This is a genomic window from Mesorhizobium sp. C264A (genome assembly GCF_040324515.1).
GTDB lineage: Bacteria > Pseudomonadota > Alphaproteobacteria > Rhizobiales > Rhizobiaceae > Mesorhizobium.
In genome coordinates this window covers 2,471,845-2,487,356 of record NZ_JAMYVY010000002.1, presented here as the reverse complement: position 1 = coordinate 2,487,356, position 15,512 = coordinate 2,471,845, and the positions used below count along the sequence as shown (strand labels likewise).

Genomic DNA, 15,512 nt, shown 5'->3' with positions numbered 1-15,512 from the left:
AGCATGATGAACGCACCGCTCAACATTTCCATGCCGGCCGAGGCGTCCAAGGCGCCGAAGGCTTACAAGCTCCTGATCGACGGCAAGCATGTCGATGCCCGTGACGGCCGCACGATTGCGCGCAACAGCCCCGGCCATGGCTTCACCGTTTCGCGCTATGCGCAGGCCGGCGAGGCCGAGGTGGAGGCGGCCATGCAGGCCGCGCACAAGGCATTCGAGACCGGCCCGTGGCCGCGCACGAAGGCGGCCGAGCGCGCCGCCATCCTGCTCAAGACGGCCGACCTGATCGAGGCCCAGCTCGAAGACATCGCCCGACTCGATGCGCTGGAATCCGGCAAGCCGATCGCCCAGGCGCGCGGCGAGATCGGCGGCGCCATCGACATCTGGCGCTATGCCGCCTCGCTCGCCCGCACGCTGCACGGCGAAAGCTACGCCAATCTCGGCGACGCCATGCTGGGCGTGGTCCTGCGCGAGCCGATCGGCGTCGTCTCGATCATCACCCCGTGGAATTTCCCGTTCCTGATCGTCAGCCAGAAACTGCCCTTCGCGCTCGCCGCCGGCTGCACCGCGGTGGTCAAGCCGAGCGAAATGACCTCGGCCTCGACCTTCGTGCTCGGCGACATCCTGATGCAGGCCGGCCTGCCCGCGGGCGTCGTCAACATCCTGGCCGGCCTCGGCGCCGATGTCGGGGGGCCGATGGTCAGCCATCCGCTGGTCGAGATGGTGTCGTTCACCGGCTCTACCCGCGTCGGCAAGATGACCATGGCTTCCGCCGCGCAGTCGCTGAAGAAAGTCTCGATGGAGCTCGGCGGCAAGAACGGCCAGATCGTCTTCCCCGATGCCGATCTCGAGGCGGCCGCTGACGCAGCAGTGTTCGGCGGCTTCTTCAACGCCGGCGAATGCTGCAATGCCGGCAGTCGGCTGATCGTGCATGAAGCCATCGCCGACGATTTCCTCGCCACTGTCAAGGCCCTGACCGCCAAGGTAACGGTCGGCGACCCACTCGACGACCGAACCAAGGTTGGCGCGATGATTTCCGCCGACCATCTGACCAAGGTCGCAGATTACGTTGCGGCAGCAGCAAAAGACGGCAGCAATGTCTATAGCGGTGGCGGCCAATTGGCGTCCAATGCCGGCCAGTACCTCGATCCGACCATCATTCGCGGCGTTACCGAAGACATGGCTATTGCGCGCGAGGAAGTGTTTGGCCCGGTGCTCTCCGTGCTGACTTTTGGATCGATTGAAAAGGCGTTGCACATCGCCAACAACACGCCCTATGGTCTGTCGGCAGGGGTGTGGAGCGCCAGCATCGACACTTGTATGTCGGTGGCGCGTGGTGTGCGTTCGGGGACCGTTTGGGTGAACACATTCATGGAAGGCTTTCCCGAGCTGCCATTCGGGGGCTACAAGCAGTCCGGCATCGGACGCGAACTCGGCAAACGCGCTGTCGAGGATTATACCGAGGAAAAGACAATCCAGTTTCATCGCGGCCAGCGCACCGGTTGGTGGGTCGGCTGAGTTTGGAAGAACCCGGTGGGCTTCCACCGGTCGTGTAATGCAACAAGGGAGGTAGAACATGTTGCGCAAAATGCTTATCGGAACGGCTCTGGCGACGGCCTTTGCTTTCTCGGCCCATGCCGAGGACGTCAAGGAAGTGCAGATGCTGCATTGGTGGACGTCGGGCGGCGAAGCGGCTGCTCTCAACGTCCTCAAGGGCGACCTTGCCAAGGAAGGCTATGCCTGGAAGGACGTGCCGGTGGCCGGTGGTGGCGGCGACGCCGCCATGACTGCGCTGAAGGCGATGGTCGCGGCCGGCAATTACCCGACCGCGTCGCAGATGCTCGGCTACACCGTGCTCGACTATGCGGCGGCCGGCGTCATGGGCGACCTGACCGAGACGGCGAAGAAGGAAGGCTGGGACAAGTCGGTTCCGGCAGCCCTGCAGAAGTTCTCCGTCTATGACGGCAAGTGGGTCGCTGCTCCAGTCAACGTCCACTCCGTCAACTGGCTGTGGATCAACAAGGCGGTGATGGACAAGATCGGCGGCACCGAGCCAAAGACCTTCGACGACTTCGTCGCCCTGCTCGACAAAGCCAAGGCGGCTGGCGTTATTCCGCTCGCCCTTGGCGGCCAGAACTGGCAGGAAGCCACCATGTTCGACTCGGTTGTGCTGTCGACCGGCGGACCTGAGTTCTACAAGAAGGCCTTCAACGACCTCGACGACGAGTCCCTCAAGTCGGACACGATGAAGAAGTCGTTCGACAACCTCGCCAAGCTCGTCACCTATGTCGACCCGAACTTCTCGGGCCGCGACTGGAACCTTGCCACCGCCATGGTCATCAAGGGCGATGCCCTGGTGCAGGTGATGGGTGACTGGGCCAAGGGCGAGTTCAACGCCGCCAAGAAAACGCCGGGCACCGACTTCCTGTGCTATCGCTTCCCGGGCACGGAAGGCTCGGTGGTCTACAACTCCGACATGTTCGGCATGTTCAACGTTCCGGACGACCGCAAGGCCGCCCAGGTCGCGTTGGCCACCGCCACCCTGTCGAAGAGCTTCCAGTCGGCCTTCAACGTCGTCAAGGGTTCGGTTCCCGCCCGTACCGACGTTCCGGACACCGACTTCGACGCGTGCGGCAAGAAGGGCATCGCCGACCTGAAGGCTGCCAACGAAGGCGGCACACTGTTCGGCTCGCTTGCCCAGGGCTATGGCGCGCCTCCGGCGGTCGCCAATGCCTACAAGGACGTCGTTTCGAAGTTCGTCCACGGTCAGATCAAGACCTCGGACGAAGCCGTGACCGAACTGGTCAAGGCAATCGACGACGCCAAGTAAGCCCTGGCCGGCAAGACACCTTTCCCGCTTCGGCGGGGAAGGTTCGCCTCAGGATTGGCCGGCTGGCGCAATTCCAGGAAAAGTGTGAGCGGTTTTCCGGCCGGAATTGCGTAAAAGAAAGAGTTAGAGAGGTTCGCCGTTTCCGTGAAACGGTGAAACCCTCTTGAACACCATGCCGACCAGAGACCCGTATGCACGGGGCCGCCTTGCCTCCTGACGGCAGAGCACGGACGACCCTAACGGGAGGAGCCTCATGAGCAGTGTAGCGACGACCCAGATCAAGCTGACACCCGAGCGGTCTCGCCCCTCCGTGCGCGCGCGATTGCAGGACGCGCTGCCGAAGATCGTGCTGGCGCCGAGCTTCGCCATCACCATCGTCTTCGTCTATGGCTTTATCCTGTGGACTGTCTATCTGTCCTTCACTAATTCCAAGACCTTCCCGTCCTATGTCATTACCGGACCACGCGCGTATCTACGGCTGTGGGGCTGGACGTTCGACTCCGACCCGCCATCGAGCTGGTACACGTCGATCGTCAATATGGGCATTTTTGGCTTTCTCTACATCGCCATCTGCCTGGCGCTCGGCCTGTTCCTGGCCATCCTGCTCGACCAGAAGATCCGCGGCGAAGGCGTGCTGCGGCCGATCTATCTCTACCCGATGGCGCTGTCCTTCATCGTCACCGGCGTCGCCTGGAAATGGTTCCTCGACCCCGGCCTCGGTCTTGAGCAGACCTTGCATCAGTGGGGCTGGACGAGCTTCCATTTCGACTGGATCAAGAACAAGGATTTCGTCATCTACACGGTGGTCATTGCCGGCGTCTGGCAGGCCTCCGGCTTCATCATGGCGATGTTCCTGGCCGGCCTGCGCGGCATTGACGGCGAGATCATGAAGGCGGCGCAGATCGACGGTGCCACCACCTTCCAGCTCTATCGCCGCATCGTCATTCCGCTGCTGCGGCCAATCTTCCTGTCGGCCTTCATCGTGCTCGCCCACCTCGCCATCAAGTCGTACGATCTGGTGGTGGCGCTGACCAGCGGCGGCCCCGGTGGCTCGGCCTGGCTGCCGTCCAACTTCATGTATGAGTACACGTTCAAGCGCAACGAAATGGCTGTCGGCTCGGCCAGTGCCGTGATCATGCTGATGACCATCGTTGCCATCATCGTGCCTTATCTCTATTCGGAACTCAGGGAGAAGCCGCGATGAGCGCTGTCGCCACCCCTGCCCGCCCCGCTGCTTCCCAAAAGGCCTCCGGCGGCATGAGCACCAAGACCCTCAACCGCATCGTCATCTACGGGCTTCTGGCGCTGTTTGCGCTGTTCTATCTGATGCCGCTGTTCGTCATGCTGGTGACCTCGTTCAAGACCATGGACGAGATCCAGAACGGCAACATGCTGGCGTTGCCCACGGCGCCGACCTTCGACCCGTGGCTGAAGGCCTGGGGCGAGACCTGCGTCGGCCTCACCTGCGCCGGCATCAAGGGCTATTTCTGGAACTCGATCAAGATGGTGGTTCCAGCCGTACTGATCTCGACCATGCTCGGCGCGCTCAACGGCTACGTCTTGACCAAATGGCGTTTTCGCGGCGCCACGCTGGTGTTCGGGCTGATGCTGTTTGCCTGCTTCATTCCGTTCCAGTCGGTGCTGCTGCCGATGGCGACCATCCTCGGCAGCCTGGGACGTTTCGGCGTGAAGCTGCAGAATGCGACGGGTACGAGTTTCGGTCTCGGCAATCCGACGGTCAACCTGGTCTTCGTCCATGTCGTCTACGGCATCGGCTTCACTACACTGTTTTTCCGCAACTATTACGAGGCATTCCCGAACGAGCTGATCAAGGCCGCACAGGTCGACGGCGCCTCCTTCTTCCAGATCTTCCGCCGCATCATGCTGCCGAACTCGATGCCGATCTTCGTCGTCACCGTCATCTACCAGTTCACCAACATCTGGAACGACTTCCTGTTTGCTTCGGCTTACGCCGGCACAGGCGACTCCATGCCGATGACGGTGGCGCTCAACAACGTCGTCAACACCTCGACCGGCGTCGTCGAATACAACGTCAACATGGCGGCCGCGATGATCGCGGCTCTGCCCACCCTGATCGTCTATGTCGTCGCCGGCCGCTATTTCGTGCGCGGGCTGATGGCTGGCGCGGTCAAGGGCTGATCAATTCGGAAGGAACGACCATGGCTTTTCTGGAAATTGATGGGCTGAAGAAGCGCTTCGGGAATGTCGAGATCCTGAAGGGCATCGATGTCGAGCTCGAAAAGGGCGGCTTCCTGGTGCTGGTCGGCCCGTCCGGCTGCGGCAAGTCCACCTTGCTCAACACGATTGCCGGCCTGGAGCAGATCACCGAGGGCGAAATCCGCGTCGACGGCCGCGCCATCAACGATCTGCACCCATCCAAGCGCGACATCGCCATGGTGTTCCAGAGCTATGCGCTCTATCCGAACATGACGGTGGCCGGAAACATCTCCTTCGGCATGGAGATGCGCGGCGTGCCGGCCGACGAACGCCAAAAGGCGATCGACAAGGTGGCCAAGGTCCTGCAGATCGGCCACCTCCTGCAGCGCAAGCCGAGCCAGCTTTCCGGCGGCCAGCGCCAGCGCGTCGCCATGGGCCGGGCGCTGGTGCGCGACCCCAAGCTGTTCCTGTTCGACGAGCCTTTGTCCAACCTCGACGCCAAATTGCGCGTTGACATGCGCATCGAGATCAAGCGCCTGCATGCCACCACCGGCACAACCATCGTCTACGTCACCCACGACCAGATCGAGGCGATGACGCTGGCTACCAAGATCGCCGTCATGCGCGACGGCGAGGTGCAGCAGTTCGGCACCCCGGCCGAGATCTACAACAACCCGACCAATTTGTTCGTCGCCGACTTCATGGGTTCGCCGGCGATGAACCTGATCCCGGCGACCATTGCCACGTCGGGCAATGCGCTGTCCGTCGTGTTGGAGCGCGAGGCGCGCGAGCCGATCACGCTGCCGATGGCCAACGCGCCGGCGGGTCTTTCGGCATTCCAGGGCAAGCCGATCATCTTCGGCGTGCGCCCGGAAGCGCTGACCGATCCGGAAGGTGCGGAACGCAACGCCTCCAACATTGCCACTGCCGACCTGCACATCGAAGTGGTCGAGCCGGCAGGGTCCGACACGTTCGCGGTGACCAACCTCGGCGGCAAGGGCGTGGTGGCGCGGTTGCGGGCCGACGCCAACATCCAGCCGGGCACCAGCACGCCGCTCGCCTTCAACCTGACCAAGGCCGTGTTCTTCGATCCGGCGACCGAACACCGCATCCGCTGATCGAGATGGTCAGCCCCGATATCGTCATCATCGGCTCCGGCATCGGCGGCGCTACGATCGCTTCCGGCCTGGCCGGCAGCGGCGCCTCGGTCCTGATGCTGGAGCGCGGCGAGCCCTTGCCGGCAACGCCGCATGCCCGCGACACGCGCTCGATCTTCGTCGATGGCCACTACCGTCCGAAGGAGATGTGGCGCGAGCCCGGCGGCGGCGCCTTCAACCCCGGCAATTACTACTATGTCGGCGGCAATTCGAAATTCTACGGCGCGGTGCTGATCCGCTACCGCAAAGAGGATTTCGCCGCCATGGAGCACTTCGGTGGCGTCTCGCCGGCATGGCCGTTTTCCTACGATGAATTCGAGCCTTGGTATTCGAAAGCCGAGCAGCTGTTTCGCGTCCGCGGCTCGCTCGGCGAGGACCCGACGGAACCGTTCCACTCGATCCCCTATGCTTTCAAGCCGGTGCCCGACGAAGCGCCGATTGCGCGCGCCCGCGCCGAGCTGAAGGGACTGGGCCTGCACCCCGCCTCGCTGCCGCTCGGCGTCGACATCGACACCTGGCTGAAAGAGGGCAAGACCGGCTGGGACGCATTCCCCAACACCGCCCAGGGCAAGGTCGATGCGCAGACCGGACCGCTGACGGCTGCACTCAAGGACAGCAATATCCGGCTCGAAACCGGCTGCCATGTCGAATATCTCGAAGCGCCGTCCGACGACAAAAGCATCGCTGCCGTTCACTACCGTCAGAATGGCGAGCTGAAGAAAGTCGCGCCGAAGCTGGTCATCCTGTCCGCCGGCGCGGTCAATTCCGCCGTCATCCTGCTGCGCTCGCCTTCACCAGACGGTAAAGGCCTCGCCAACCGCTCCGACCAGGTCGGCCGCAATTTCATGAACCATAATTCGAGCGCCATGCTGGCGATCGATCCGCGCCGCAGGAACGACAGCGTCTACCAGAAGACGCTGATGCTGAATGACTACTATCTCTCCGACGGCAAAGGCGGCAAGCCGCTCGGCAACGTCCAGCTGCTCGGCAAGATCGACGGCAACATGTTGAAGGCCAACGTCAAACGCGTGCCGAAATTCGCGCTCGATTACATGGCCGGTCACGCCGTCGACTGGTATCTGATGTGCGAGGATCTACCCGATCCGGAAAGCCGCATCATGGTCGACGGCAAGGACATCGTCATGCAATGGCGGCGCTCCAACATGCAGTCGCTGGACGGGCTGACCAGGGTGATGCGTGAGAACTTCCGCGCCTGCGGTTATCCCATCGTGCTGTCGCGTCCCTTCGACAAGCGCACGCCCTCGCACCAGTGCGGCACGGTGAAAATGGGCGACCATCCGGCGACGTCGCCGCTCGACCCTTTCTGCCGCGCCTTCGACCACCCGAACCTGTTCGTTGTCGACGCCAGTTTTTTGCCGAACTCGGCCGCCGTGAATCCGGCGCTGTCGATTGCGGCACAGGCGCTGCGCGTGGCCGAGCATATTCGCCGAACGGACCTCGCGGCATGACCCGCCCCGCAGCAATCGTCACCGGCGGTGCGCGCGGCATTGGGCTCGCCTGCGCCGAGGCGCTGGCCGGGGACGGCTTCGACATTTTGATCGCCGACCTTGCCGAACAAGCGCCGGACGAACTGGCCGCCAACATCACCGCACGGGGTGCGGAGTTCGCCTATGTCCGTTGTGATATCGCCAACCTCGAGGATCACACGGCCCTCGTCGACGCCGCCATACGTGCCTTCAGCCGCATCGACTGCCTCGTCAACAATGCCGGCATCGGCGCCGTGGTGCGCGGCGATCTGCTGGAGCTGAAGCCCGAGAATTTCGACCGTGCGCTGGACGTCAATCTGCGCGGCACAGTCTTCCTTAGCCAGGCCATCGCCAAGGCGATGCTGGCGGCTCCCAGCAATCATCCGCGCTCGATCATCACCATCACCTCGGTCAGCGCCGATATGGCCTCGCCGGAACGCGCCGACTACTGCATCTCGAAAGCCGGCCTTTCGATGTGGGTGAAGAACCTGGCGCTACGGCTTGCGCCGGAAAACATCGGCGTGTTCGAACTGCGGCCGGGCATCATTCGCACCGACATGACCGCGAGCGTATCAGCCAAATACGACGCGCTTATCGACAGCGGCCTGGTGCCGGCAAAACGCTGGGGCGAAGCATCGGACATCGGCGCCGTGGTGGCGACGCTTGCCGCCGGCAAGCTCGGCTTTTCCACAGGCTCGATTATCAATGTCGACGGCGCGCTCTCCGTGCCTCGACTGTAGGTGGATAGGGTTATGACCGACTACATCATCGTAGGTGCCGGCCCGGCCGGCTGCGTTCTGGCCAACCGGCTGAGCGAGGATCCAGCGAACTCCGTGCTGCTGCTCGAGGCCGGCGGCAAGGACTGGCACCCCTACATCCACATGCCGGCGGGCTTTGCCAAGATGACCAAGGGCATCGCTTCCTGGGGCTGGTCGACCGTGCCGCAGAGGCACATGCAGGACCGCGTCTTCTGGTATACGCAGGCGAAGGTGGTCGGCGGCGGCTCGTCCATCAATGCCCAGATATACACGCGCGGCAACGCTCGCGACTACGACGCATGGGAGAAGGAAGAGGGCCTCGCGGGCTGGGGCTATCGCGACGTGCTGCCTTATTTCAAGCGCGCCGAGAACAACCAGCGCTTCGCCAACGATTTTCACGGCGACCAGGGGCCACTCGGCGTGTCGAACCCTATTTCGCCGCTGCCGATTTGCGAAGCCTATTTCCGCGCCGGCCAAGAGATGGGCATCCCCTTCAACCCGGATTTCAACGGCGCTAGCCAGGAAGGCGTCGGCTACTACCAGCTGACCCAGAAGGACGCCCGGCGCTCATCCGCTTCGGTCGCCTATTTGAAGCCCATCCGCGCCCGCAAGAACCTGACGGTCCGAACCGATGTGCTGGTCACCCGCATCGTGGTCGAGAAAGGCCGCGCCATCGGCGTCGAGATCGTCGACAAACCCGGCGGCGAGGAGACCATCATGCGCGCCGAGCGCGAAGTGATCGTCTCGTCCGGCGCCATCGGTTCGCCGAAGCTGTTGATGCAGTCGGGCATCGGCCCGGCTGATCACCTGAAATCGGTCGGCGTGACGCCGGTGCATGATCTGCCCGGTGTCGGCTCCAACATGCAGGACCATCTCGATTTGTTCGTCATCGCCGAATGCACCGGCGACCACACCTATGACAACTACGCCAAGCTCCACCGCACCGCGTGGGCCGGCTTGCAGTATCTGCTGCTGAAGAAAGGGCCGGTCGCCTCCAGCCTGTTCGAGACCGGCGGCTTCTGGTACGCCGATCCGACCGCCGCCTCGCCCGACATCCAGTTTCATCTGGGACTCGGCTCCGGCATCGAGGCCGGCGTCGAGAGGTTGAAGAACCCCGGCGTGACCTTGAACTCGGCCTTCCTGCGCCCGCGCTCGCGCGGCACGGTGCGGCTGAGCAGCGCCGACCCGGCCGACCACCCGCTGATCGATCCCAACTATTGGTCGGACCCTTATGACCGCGCCATGTCGATCAAGGGCCTCAGGCTTGCGCGCGAGATCATGCGGCAGAAGGCGCTTGCACCTTACGTGTTGCGCGAGGTGCTGCCCGGACCATCGCTCGCCAGCGATGACGAGCTGATCGACTATGCCTGCCGCACCGCCAAGACCGACCATCACCCTGTGGGCACTTGCCGCATGGGCCATGACGATATGGCGGTGGTCACACCGGACCTGCGCCTGCGCGGCATCGAGGGCCTGCGCGTCTGCGATGCCTCGGTGATGCCGCGCGTGCCTTCCTCCAACACCAATGCGCCGACCATCATGGTCGGCGAAAAAGGCGCCGACATCATCCTCGGCCGCGAGCCGCTGCCGCCGGCGGTGTTCTCCGGCAATCGGGCCGCATAGCCACTTAGGAGAACCACCAATGATCAGACACTGCGTCTTCGTACGCTTCCGCGGCGATGTGCCCGCCACCGAGCGCACGGCAATCCACGCCGATCTCGAAGCACTGCGCTCCGTCGTCGACGGCATGGACACGGTCCATTTCAGCACCAATGTCAGCCCGGAGCCGTTCGCGCGCGGCTTCGGCCATGCCTTCACCATAGACTTCCGCGATGCCGCCGACCGCGACGCCTATCTCGTGCATGAAGCGCATCAGCGCGCCGGCGCCCGATTGGTCGCAGCGCTCGAAGGCGGCACCGACGGGCTGATGGTGTTCGATCTCGACATTACGAAAAAGTGACCGCGCTTCTTTCGAAAGCCGGCTGACGCCTGTTCTCTTTTGCGCCCCAAGGAACATATCGTTCCCCAGGGGCGTTTAGGAGGAACGTCGTGGCTCTCACCGCGCAGCAGAAGAAAACCGTCCTTGCCTCCTTCCTCGGCTGGACGCTCGACGCTTTTGATTTCTTCCTTCTGACCTTCCTGCTCACCGATATCGCAACCGATTTCAACACTGACGTCCCGGCAGTCTCCAAAGCGTTGTTCCTGACGCTGGCGACACGCTTCATCGGCGCCTTCTTCTTCGGCAGGCTGGCCGACAAATATGGCCGCAAGCCCATTCTGATGCTCAACATCGTCAGCTATTCGGTGATCGGCGCGCTGGCTGCCTTCTCGCCCAATCTCGTGGCTACGCGCTGGCGCTGTTTGCCGGCGTGGTCGCCGTCTGCATCATCGTCGTCATCCGCTTCAGTCCGGAACGGCGCGGACAGGTGATGACAGTGCTCGGCTGAAGTATCAGGCTCTCAGCCCAGTCTGAGGGCCACGACACCGGCGACGATGCTGAGCGCGGCGGCGCCGCGCCAGCCTGTCATTTTCTCGCCGAGCGCGAAAACCGAGATCATCATGGCAAACAGGATCGACGTCTCCCGCAACGACGCCACCGAGGCGATCGGCGCCTTGGTCATCGCCCACATGACGATCCAGTAGGCCGCGCCGCTGAGCACGCCGGTGAACAGGCCTGCTTTCCAGTCACGCGCCAGCACGGGCAGCGCCTTGGGCCCGCGAAAGATGAGGCACAGCACCAGCGCCCACGTGGCATCGCAGATGAACAGCCATGCGGCATAGCTCGTTGCCGTTGCGGCCAGCCGCGCGCCGCTGCCGTCGGAGAGCGTGTAGCTGGATATGAAGATCGAAGTGCCGAGCGCAAAGCCGACTGCGCGCACATTGATCCGCTCCAGATGCGCGCCGCCGCGAAACGACATCACCAGCGTGCCGGCCGACAGCAGCAGGATGCCGAGGATGGCGAAAGGCGCCGGCATCTCCTGCACCACGACAACGCCGCCGAGGGCGGTCAAAAGCGGCGCCGTGCCGCGCGCCAGCGGATAGGTTTGGGCGAAATCGCCGGCCTTGTAGGCGCCGATCAGGAAAGTCCGGTAGCCCATGTGGAAAATCACCGAGGCGATGATGAAAGGCCACACTTCGGCCTTTGGAAACTCGACGAAGGGCAGCACGAAAAGCGCGGCAAACCCCATGCCCAGTGTCATCAGCGTGATCGACAGGAAGCGATCGAGATGGACCTTGACCAGCGCGTTCCAGATCGCGTGCATGGCGGCGGCGGCAAGCACCGCGAAGAAGACGAAAAGCGTCATCGAGGGCTCACCGATCTCCCGAGCTCAAAGGCGTTTCGAGATCGATATCGATCCGGACCGGAAAATGGTCTGAAGCGATCTCGCCTATATCGGCACTGACCGAGCGCACACGGTCCACGAACATGCCGCCGACGAAGCAATGGTCGAGCCGGCGTTTTGCCACTTTCCCGTCGATCGTTTTCACATGGGTGTGGAAATCGGCAGCCGGCTCGCTAGCGACGGCAGCGGCATCAACAAAGCCGTCGAGATAGGCCGCCCCGCGATGATAGGGCGTGCTGCCGACGATGCGGCTGTATTCGGCGCTGCCAGGCTCCATGTTGAAATCGCCCATCCAGATCGCAGCCGTCGGGTTCTCCGGCTCGGCCTCGCCACTGGTCCAGTTGCGCGAAGGCTCATCGTCCGCGCCGCTCCACGGGCCTCCCTCGAACGGCGCGCGGCGATGCTCGGCCAAGAGATAGTCGATCTGCTCCAGCCGCTCCTCCGCCGCGATATGGGCGAGGTGCAGCGACAGGACCCTTACCGGTCCGGCGGGTGTGCGGATCATGCATTCCAGCGCCGCATTGCGGGTGTTGAGCGGCTTGAGCGTGCGGCGCATGGGCAGCGCGTGCAGCCGCGACCAGGCGATCGGCAGCTTCGACAGCAGCATGGTGCCGAACTGGCGGCGGCGGTTGACGACCCGGCCGTCGCGCCGCTCACTGGCGTCCATGTCGAAGGCCGGGCCATAGACCCAGTAATAGCTAGGCAGCAGCTTGGACAGGACCTCCGGCTGGTCGTCCTCATTGGTGCGCTGCCAATGCCGCTCGACCTCCTGCAGCGCGATGATATCGGCGCTGTCGACCAGCTTGGTGCAGCGCGAAAGATCGTAACGGCCATCGCCGCCGAACCCGTACTGGATGTTGTAGCTGACCAGCTTCATTGCTTATCCGGCTCAATTTGGCTTTGGCAGTAGCGGTTCGGCAGATGGGTTGCAATGTACCGGCACGACGGCGGAACTGGGCCAGCGTCTATGATGTGGTCAGCGGCTGGAACCGGCCCGCCGGCGATGCCGCCAGTTCGGCCCAGTCGATCTCTTCCTCCAGCCGGTGGTAGGCTTCGTCGCCGATCGTGCCGTTGCTGCGCAACTCCTCGAGCGTGTCGCGCTGGCGGTTGATGGCATAGAGGCGCAGCCGGTCGTATTCGGTCGCGGCCTGAGCGTCCTCCGGGTTTTCCGCAATCAGGCGCTGCGCTTCATACTGTTCGCGCACGACGGCGGCGGCCGCAGATGTCTTGCGGCTCAGCACGTCCAGTGCTGCCTGCATGATGGCGACGCGCGCCTGCGCCACCTCATTGTCGACGGTTCTATCGGGGTCGAAGTTGATCCAGCGCAGCAGCGGCTTCAGCGTCATGCCTTGCAGCACCAGCGTGCCCAGCACCACCGCGAAGGCGGCAAGCACGATCGGGTCGCGGCCGGGAAAATCGGCCGGCAGCGCAATGGCCACCACCAGCGTCACCAACCCACGCATGCCGCACCAGCCGACAATGACGGCGCCGCCGAATGTCGGCAATTCCCGCCTTGCCTCTTGGCTGCCGAAGCGGGCAAGCCACCGGATGATCGCGACGTAACTCGCCACCCAGACAAGGCGCGCGACGATAACGACGACCAGCACCGTTGCGGCGAAAAGGAATGCTTCGCCTTGCCCGTCGCCGGCCAGCCTGCCAACGATCGTGCGTGCCTGCAGGCCCATCAGCACGAAAGCCAGCACGTTGAGCACGAACACGGCCGACTCCCAGACCGAATAGGTGCTGACGCGGCGTCTCGCCGACGACTGGCGCGGCGCCCTGCGCGCAATGGTCATGGCATAGACGACGATGGTGATGATGGCGGAAAGGCCGAGCCTGTCGGCGATGATCCACACGGCGAAGGTTCCGGCAAACTGCACCACCGTGCTGCTCGCCGCATCCTCGATGCGGCCGAGCGCCAGCAGCGAGACGCGGCCAAACAGATAGCCCGCGACCAGACTGCCGATCGTTGCCAGCAGGATCACCGGAACGGCGTTGCTGAGCATGATGGTGCCAAGCGCGGCCGAAACCGCCAGCCGGTAGATCAGCAGCGCCGTGGCATCGTTGAGCAGGCTCTCGCCCTGCAGGATGGCGGTGATGCGGTGCGGTACCTTGAACTGGCTGAGCACGGCGGATGCGGCCACCGCATCCGGTGGCGCGACGATGGCGCCAAGCGCGATTGCCGCCGCGATCGGCAGGCCGGCCATCTTCCAGCCGACGAAGGCAACCACCACGGTGGTGAAGACGACGGCGCCTAGCGCCAGCAGCGCGAGCGACAGCCGGTAGCGCTTGAGGTCGCGCAGCGACGTGTCATAGGCGGCGTCGAGAAGCACCGGCGCGATGAACAGGGCAAGCGCCAGTTCCGGATCGATCTCGATCGTCGGCGCACCGGGTACGAAGGCAATCGCGACCCCGGCCAGAGCCAGCAGGGACGGATAGGGGATTTCCAGCCGCCGCGACAGCGCCGTCAGCGCGACGGCAGCCAGAAGCAGGATGAGGGTAAGTTCGAATAGCGCCATGGCCCATCGTATCGGCGAAGCGGCATCATGGGCAGTGGCTGGATGGCAAGATGCTGTTGATTATCCAGCACTCGGGGTCCGGCAATGATACGGCCGTTCATCGCGCCAGCTCGAATCGACCGCCTCGGTCGCGCCAAAATGCTGCTTGCTAGTGCAGCACCAGCATATCGCTCGATGAGAACGATATGTCGGCCTTCTCGCCGACCGCGGGCGGTGGCGTTGCCGGGCTGTTGAAGGTGTCGAGCGACACCGTGTTGCCGCCGATGCCGACGCGAACGCGAATGACCGAGCCGAGGAAGTGCACTTCGGAGATTTCGCCCGACAGGCTTGAATCGCGCCCGGGTTGGCGTCCGAGCGAAATCGCCTCCGGTCGCAGCGCCAGCGACAGCGTGTCACCGGACTTCGAGCCGTTGAGCTTGCCCATTAGCGAGACTTCCTGCGTGTTGACGCGCACCTTGCCAGACGCGGCATCGGTGACAGTGCCTTCGAGCACGTTCAGCGTGCCGACGAAATTGGCGACGAACTTGGTCGCCGGCCGGTTGTAGATCTCGAACGGCGTGCCGACCTGCTCGGCCTTGCCGCCATACATCACCGCGATGCGGTCGGAGATCGACAGCGCCTCTTCCTGGTCATGTGTGACGAAGATGGTGGTGATGCCGAGCTTCTTCTGGATCGAGCGGATTTCCTCGCGCAACGACACACGTACCTTGGCGTCGAGCGCCGACAGCGGCTCGTCGAGCAGAAGCAGCTTCGGCTTCGGCGCGATGGCACGCGCCAGCGCGATACGCTGCTGCTGGCCGCCGGAGAGCTGGTAGGGATAGCGGTCGGCCATCTGCGGCAGCTTGATTATGTCGAGCATCTCGGCCACGCGTCTGTCGATGTCCGCCTTGGGCATGCCGGCGACCTTCAGGCCAAAGCCGATGTTTTGCGCCACCGTCAGGTTGGGGAACAGCGCATAGGCTTGGAACACCATGCCGACATTGCGCTGGTTGGGCTTTAGCCTCGTGATGTCCTTGCCTGCGACGACGATCTTGCCCGCCGACGGCTCTTCGAAACCGGCGACCATGCGCAGCACGGTGGTCTTGCCGCAACCCGATGGCCCAAGGAAGGAAACGAACTCGCCCGGCTCGACATCAAGATTGAAATCTTCGACCACGGTGGTGGCGCCGAAGGATTTTCGCACATGCTGGATGGAGAGGAATGGTTCGGCCATGGCTTTTTCTTTCGATCAGTACTTTG

Annotated in this window: 14 protein-coding genes; 10 read left to right on the top strand and 4 right to left on the bottom strand. The window is 63.5% G+C overall.

What is annotated here, in order from left to right; all coding sequences use genetic code 11:
* Positions 1–6 precede the first annotated feature (6 nt).
* The 10 genes from NKL04_RS31230 to NKL04_RS31185 all read left to right on the top strand — a co-directional run bounded on the left by NKL04_RS31230 (position 7) and on the right by NKL04_RS31185 (position 10,840).
* Positions 7–1,518, top strand: coding sequence for an aldehyde dehydrogenase family protein (locus tag NKL04_RS31230; protein WP_023701022.1), 1,512 nt, complete (start codon positions 7–9; stop codon positions 1,516–1,518).
* A gap of 58 nt (positions 1,519–1,576) precedes the next feature.
* Positions 1,577–2,830 carry an ABC transporter substrate-binding protein gene (locus NKL04_RS31225; protein ID WP_032888198.1) on the top strand — a complete coding sequence of 418 codons (1,254 nt, stop codon included), beginning with the start codon at positions 1,577–1,579 and terminating at the stop codon, positions 2,828–2,830.
* Between the two features lie 253 nt (positions 2,831–3,083).
* Positions 3,084–4,034, top strand: coding sequence for a carbohydrate ABC transporter permease (locus NKL04_RS31220; RefSeq protein ID WP_023671182.1), 951 nt, complete (start codon positions 3,084–3,086; stop codon positions 4,032–4,034).
* A complete protein-coding gene (locus NKL04_RS31215; RefSeq protein ID WP_023671181.1) occupies positions 4,031–4,990 on the top strand; it encodes a carbohydrate ABC transporter permease in 960 nt (319 codons plus the stop codon). Before NKL04_RS31220 ends, NKL04_RS31215 begins: the two co-directional genes overlap by 4 nt.
* 20 nt (positions 4,991–5,010) lie before the next feature.
* Positions 5,011–6,126, top strand: a complete 1,116-nt coding sequence (locus NKL04_RS31210) for an ABC transporter ATP-binding protein (RefSeq protein ID WP_023671180.1) — start codon at positions 5,011–5,013, stop codon at positions 6,124–6,126.
* Between the two features lie 5 nt (positions 6,127–6,131).
* Positions 6,132–7,634, top strand: a complete 1,503-nt coding sequence (locus NKL04_RS31205) for a GMC oxidoreductase (protein WP_023701020.1) — start codon at positions 6,132–6,134, stop codon at positions 7,632–7,634.
* Positions 7,631–8,392, top strand: a complete 762-nt coding sequence (locus NKL04_RS31200) for a 3-ketoacyl-ACP reductase (RefSeq protein WP_023701019.1) — start codon at positions 7,631–7,633, stop codon at positions 8,390–8,392. Before NKL04_RS31205 ends, NKL04_RS31200 begins: the two co-directional genes overlap by 4 nt.
* 12 nt (positions 8,393–8,404) lie before the next feature.
* Positions 8,405–10,033: a GMC family oxidoreductase gene (locus tag NKL04_RS31195; RefSeq protein WP_023701018.1), complete on the top strand. Its 1,629-nt coding sequence runs from the start codon at positions 8,405–8,407 to the stop codon at positions 10,031–10,033.
* 19 nt (positions 10,034–10,052) lie between these two features.
* The gene (locus tag NKL04_RS31190) at positions 10,053–10,370 is read left to right on the top strand and encodes a Dabb family protein (protein WP_023701017.1); all 318 of its coding nucleotides are present in this window, start codon (positions 10,053–10,055) and stop codon (positions 10,368–10,370) included.
* 89 nt (positions 10,371–10,459) lie between these two features.
* Entirely contained in the window at positions 10,460–10,840 is a 381-nt protein-coding gene (locus NKL04_RS31185; RefSeq protein WP_023701016.1) for an MFS transporter, read from the top strand.
* A 29-nt stretch (positions 10,841–10,869) separates the two neighbouring features.
* Here the strand turns inward: NKL04_RS31185 and NKL04_RS31180 are convergent, their stop codons facing one another.
* The 4 genes from NKL04_RS31180 to NKL04_RS31165 form a co-directional block, all read right to left on the bottom strand.
* Positions 10,870–11,715 carry an EamA family transporter gene (locus NKL04_RS31180; RefSeq protein ID WP_023701015.1) on the bottom strand — a complete coding sequence of 282 codons (846 nt, stop codon included), beginning with the start codon at positions 11,713–11,715 and terminating at the stop codon, positions 10,870–10,872.
* 7 nt (positions 11,716–11,722) lie between these two features.
* Entirely contained in the window at positions 11,723–12,631 is a 909-nt protein-coding gene (locus tag NKL04_RS31175) for an endonuclease/exonuclease/phosphatase family protein (RefSeq protein WP_023701014.1), read from the bottom strand.
* An 88-nt stretch (positions 12,632–12,719) separates the two neighbouring features.
* Complete coding sequence (locus NKL04_RS31170) at positions 12,720–14,273, bottom strand: cation:proton antiporter (protein WP_023804695.1); 1,554 nt, start codon at positions 14,271–14,273, stop codon at positions 12,720–12,722.
* A 148-nt stretch (positions 14,274–14,421) separates the two neighbouring features.
* Positions 14,422–15,486: an ABC transporter ATP-binding protein gene (locus NKL04_RS31165; protein WP_023701013.1), complete on the bottom strand. Its 1,065-nt coding sequence runs from the start codon at positions 15,484–15,486 to the stop codon at positions 14,422–14,424.
* Positions 15,487–15,512 lie beyond the last annotated feature (26 nt).

What these genes read in the sequence shown, in the direction of transcription:
- NKL04_RS31220 (WP_023671182.1), top strand. Translation starts at nt 3,084, where the DNA reads ATGAGCAGTGTAGCGACGACCCAGATCAAGCTGACACCCGAGCGGTCT.
- NKL04_RS31225 (WP_032888198.1), top strand. Translation starts at nt 1,577, where the DNA reads ATGTTGCGCAAAATGCTTATCGGAACGGCTCTGGCGACGGCCTTTGCT.
- NKL04_RS31180 (WP_023701015.1), bottom strand. Translation starts at nt 11,715, where the DNA reads ATGACGCTTTTCGTCTTCTTCGCGGTGCTTGCCGCCGCCGCCATGCAC.
- NKL04_RS31190 (WP_023701017.1), top strand. Translation starts at nt 10,053, where the DNA reads ATGATCAGACACTGCGTCTTCGTACGCTTCCGCGGCGATGTGCCCGCC.
- NKL04_RS31165 (WP_023701013.1), bottom strand. Translation starts at nt 15,486, where the DNA reads ATGGCCGAACCATTCCTCTCCATCCAGCATGTGCGAAAATCCTTCGGC.
- NKL04_RS31230 (WP_023701022.1), top strand. Translation starts at nt 7, where the DNA reads ATGAACGCACCGCTCAACATTTCCATGCCGGCCGAGGCGTCCAAGGCG.
- NKL04_RS31210 (WP_023671180.1), top strand. Translation starts at nt 5,011, where the DNA reads ATGGCTTTTCTGGAAATTGATGGGCTGAAGAAGCGCTTCGGGAATGTC.
- NKL04_RS31215 (WP_023671181.1), top strand. Translation starts at nt 4,031, where the DNA reads ATGAGCGCTGTCGCCACCCCTGCCCGCCCCGCTGCTTCCCAAAAGGCC.
- NKL04_RS31170 (WP_023804695.1), bottom strand. Translation starts at nt 14,273, where the DNA reads ATGGCGCTATTCGAACTTACCCTCATCCTGCTTCTGGCTGCCGTCGCG.
- NKL04_RS31175 (WP_023701014.1), bottom strand. Translation starts at nt 12,631, where the DNA reads ATGAAGCTGGTCAGCTACAACATCCAGTACGGGTTCGGCGGCGATGGC.
- NKL04_RS31200 (WP_023701019.1), top strand. Translation starts at nt 7,631, where the DNA reads ATGACCCGCCCCGCAGCAATCGTCACCGGCGGTGCGCGCGGCATTGGG.
- NKL04_RS31205 (WP_023701020.1), top strand. Translation starts at nt 6,132, where the DNA reads ATGGTCAGCCCCGATATCGTCATCATCGGCTCCGGCATCGGCGGCGCT.
- NKL04_RS31195 (WP_023701018.1), top strand. Translation starts at nt 8,405, where the DNA reads ATGACCGACTACATCATCGTAGGTGCCGGCCCGGCCGGCTGCGTTCTG.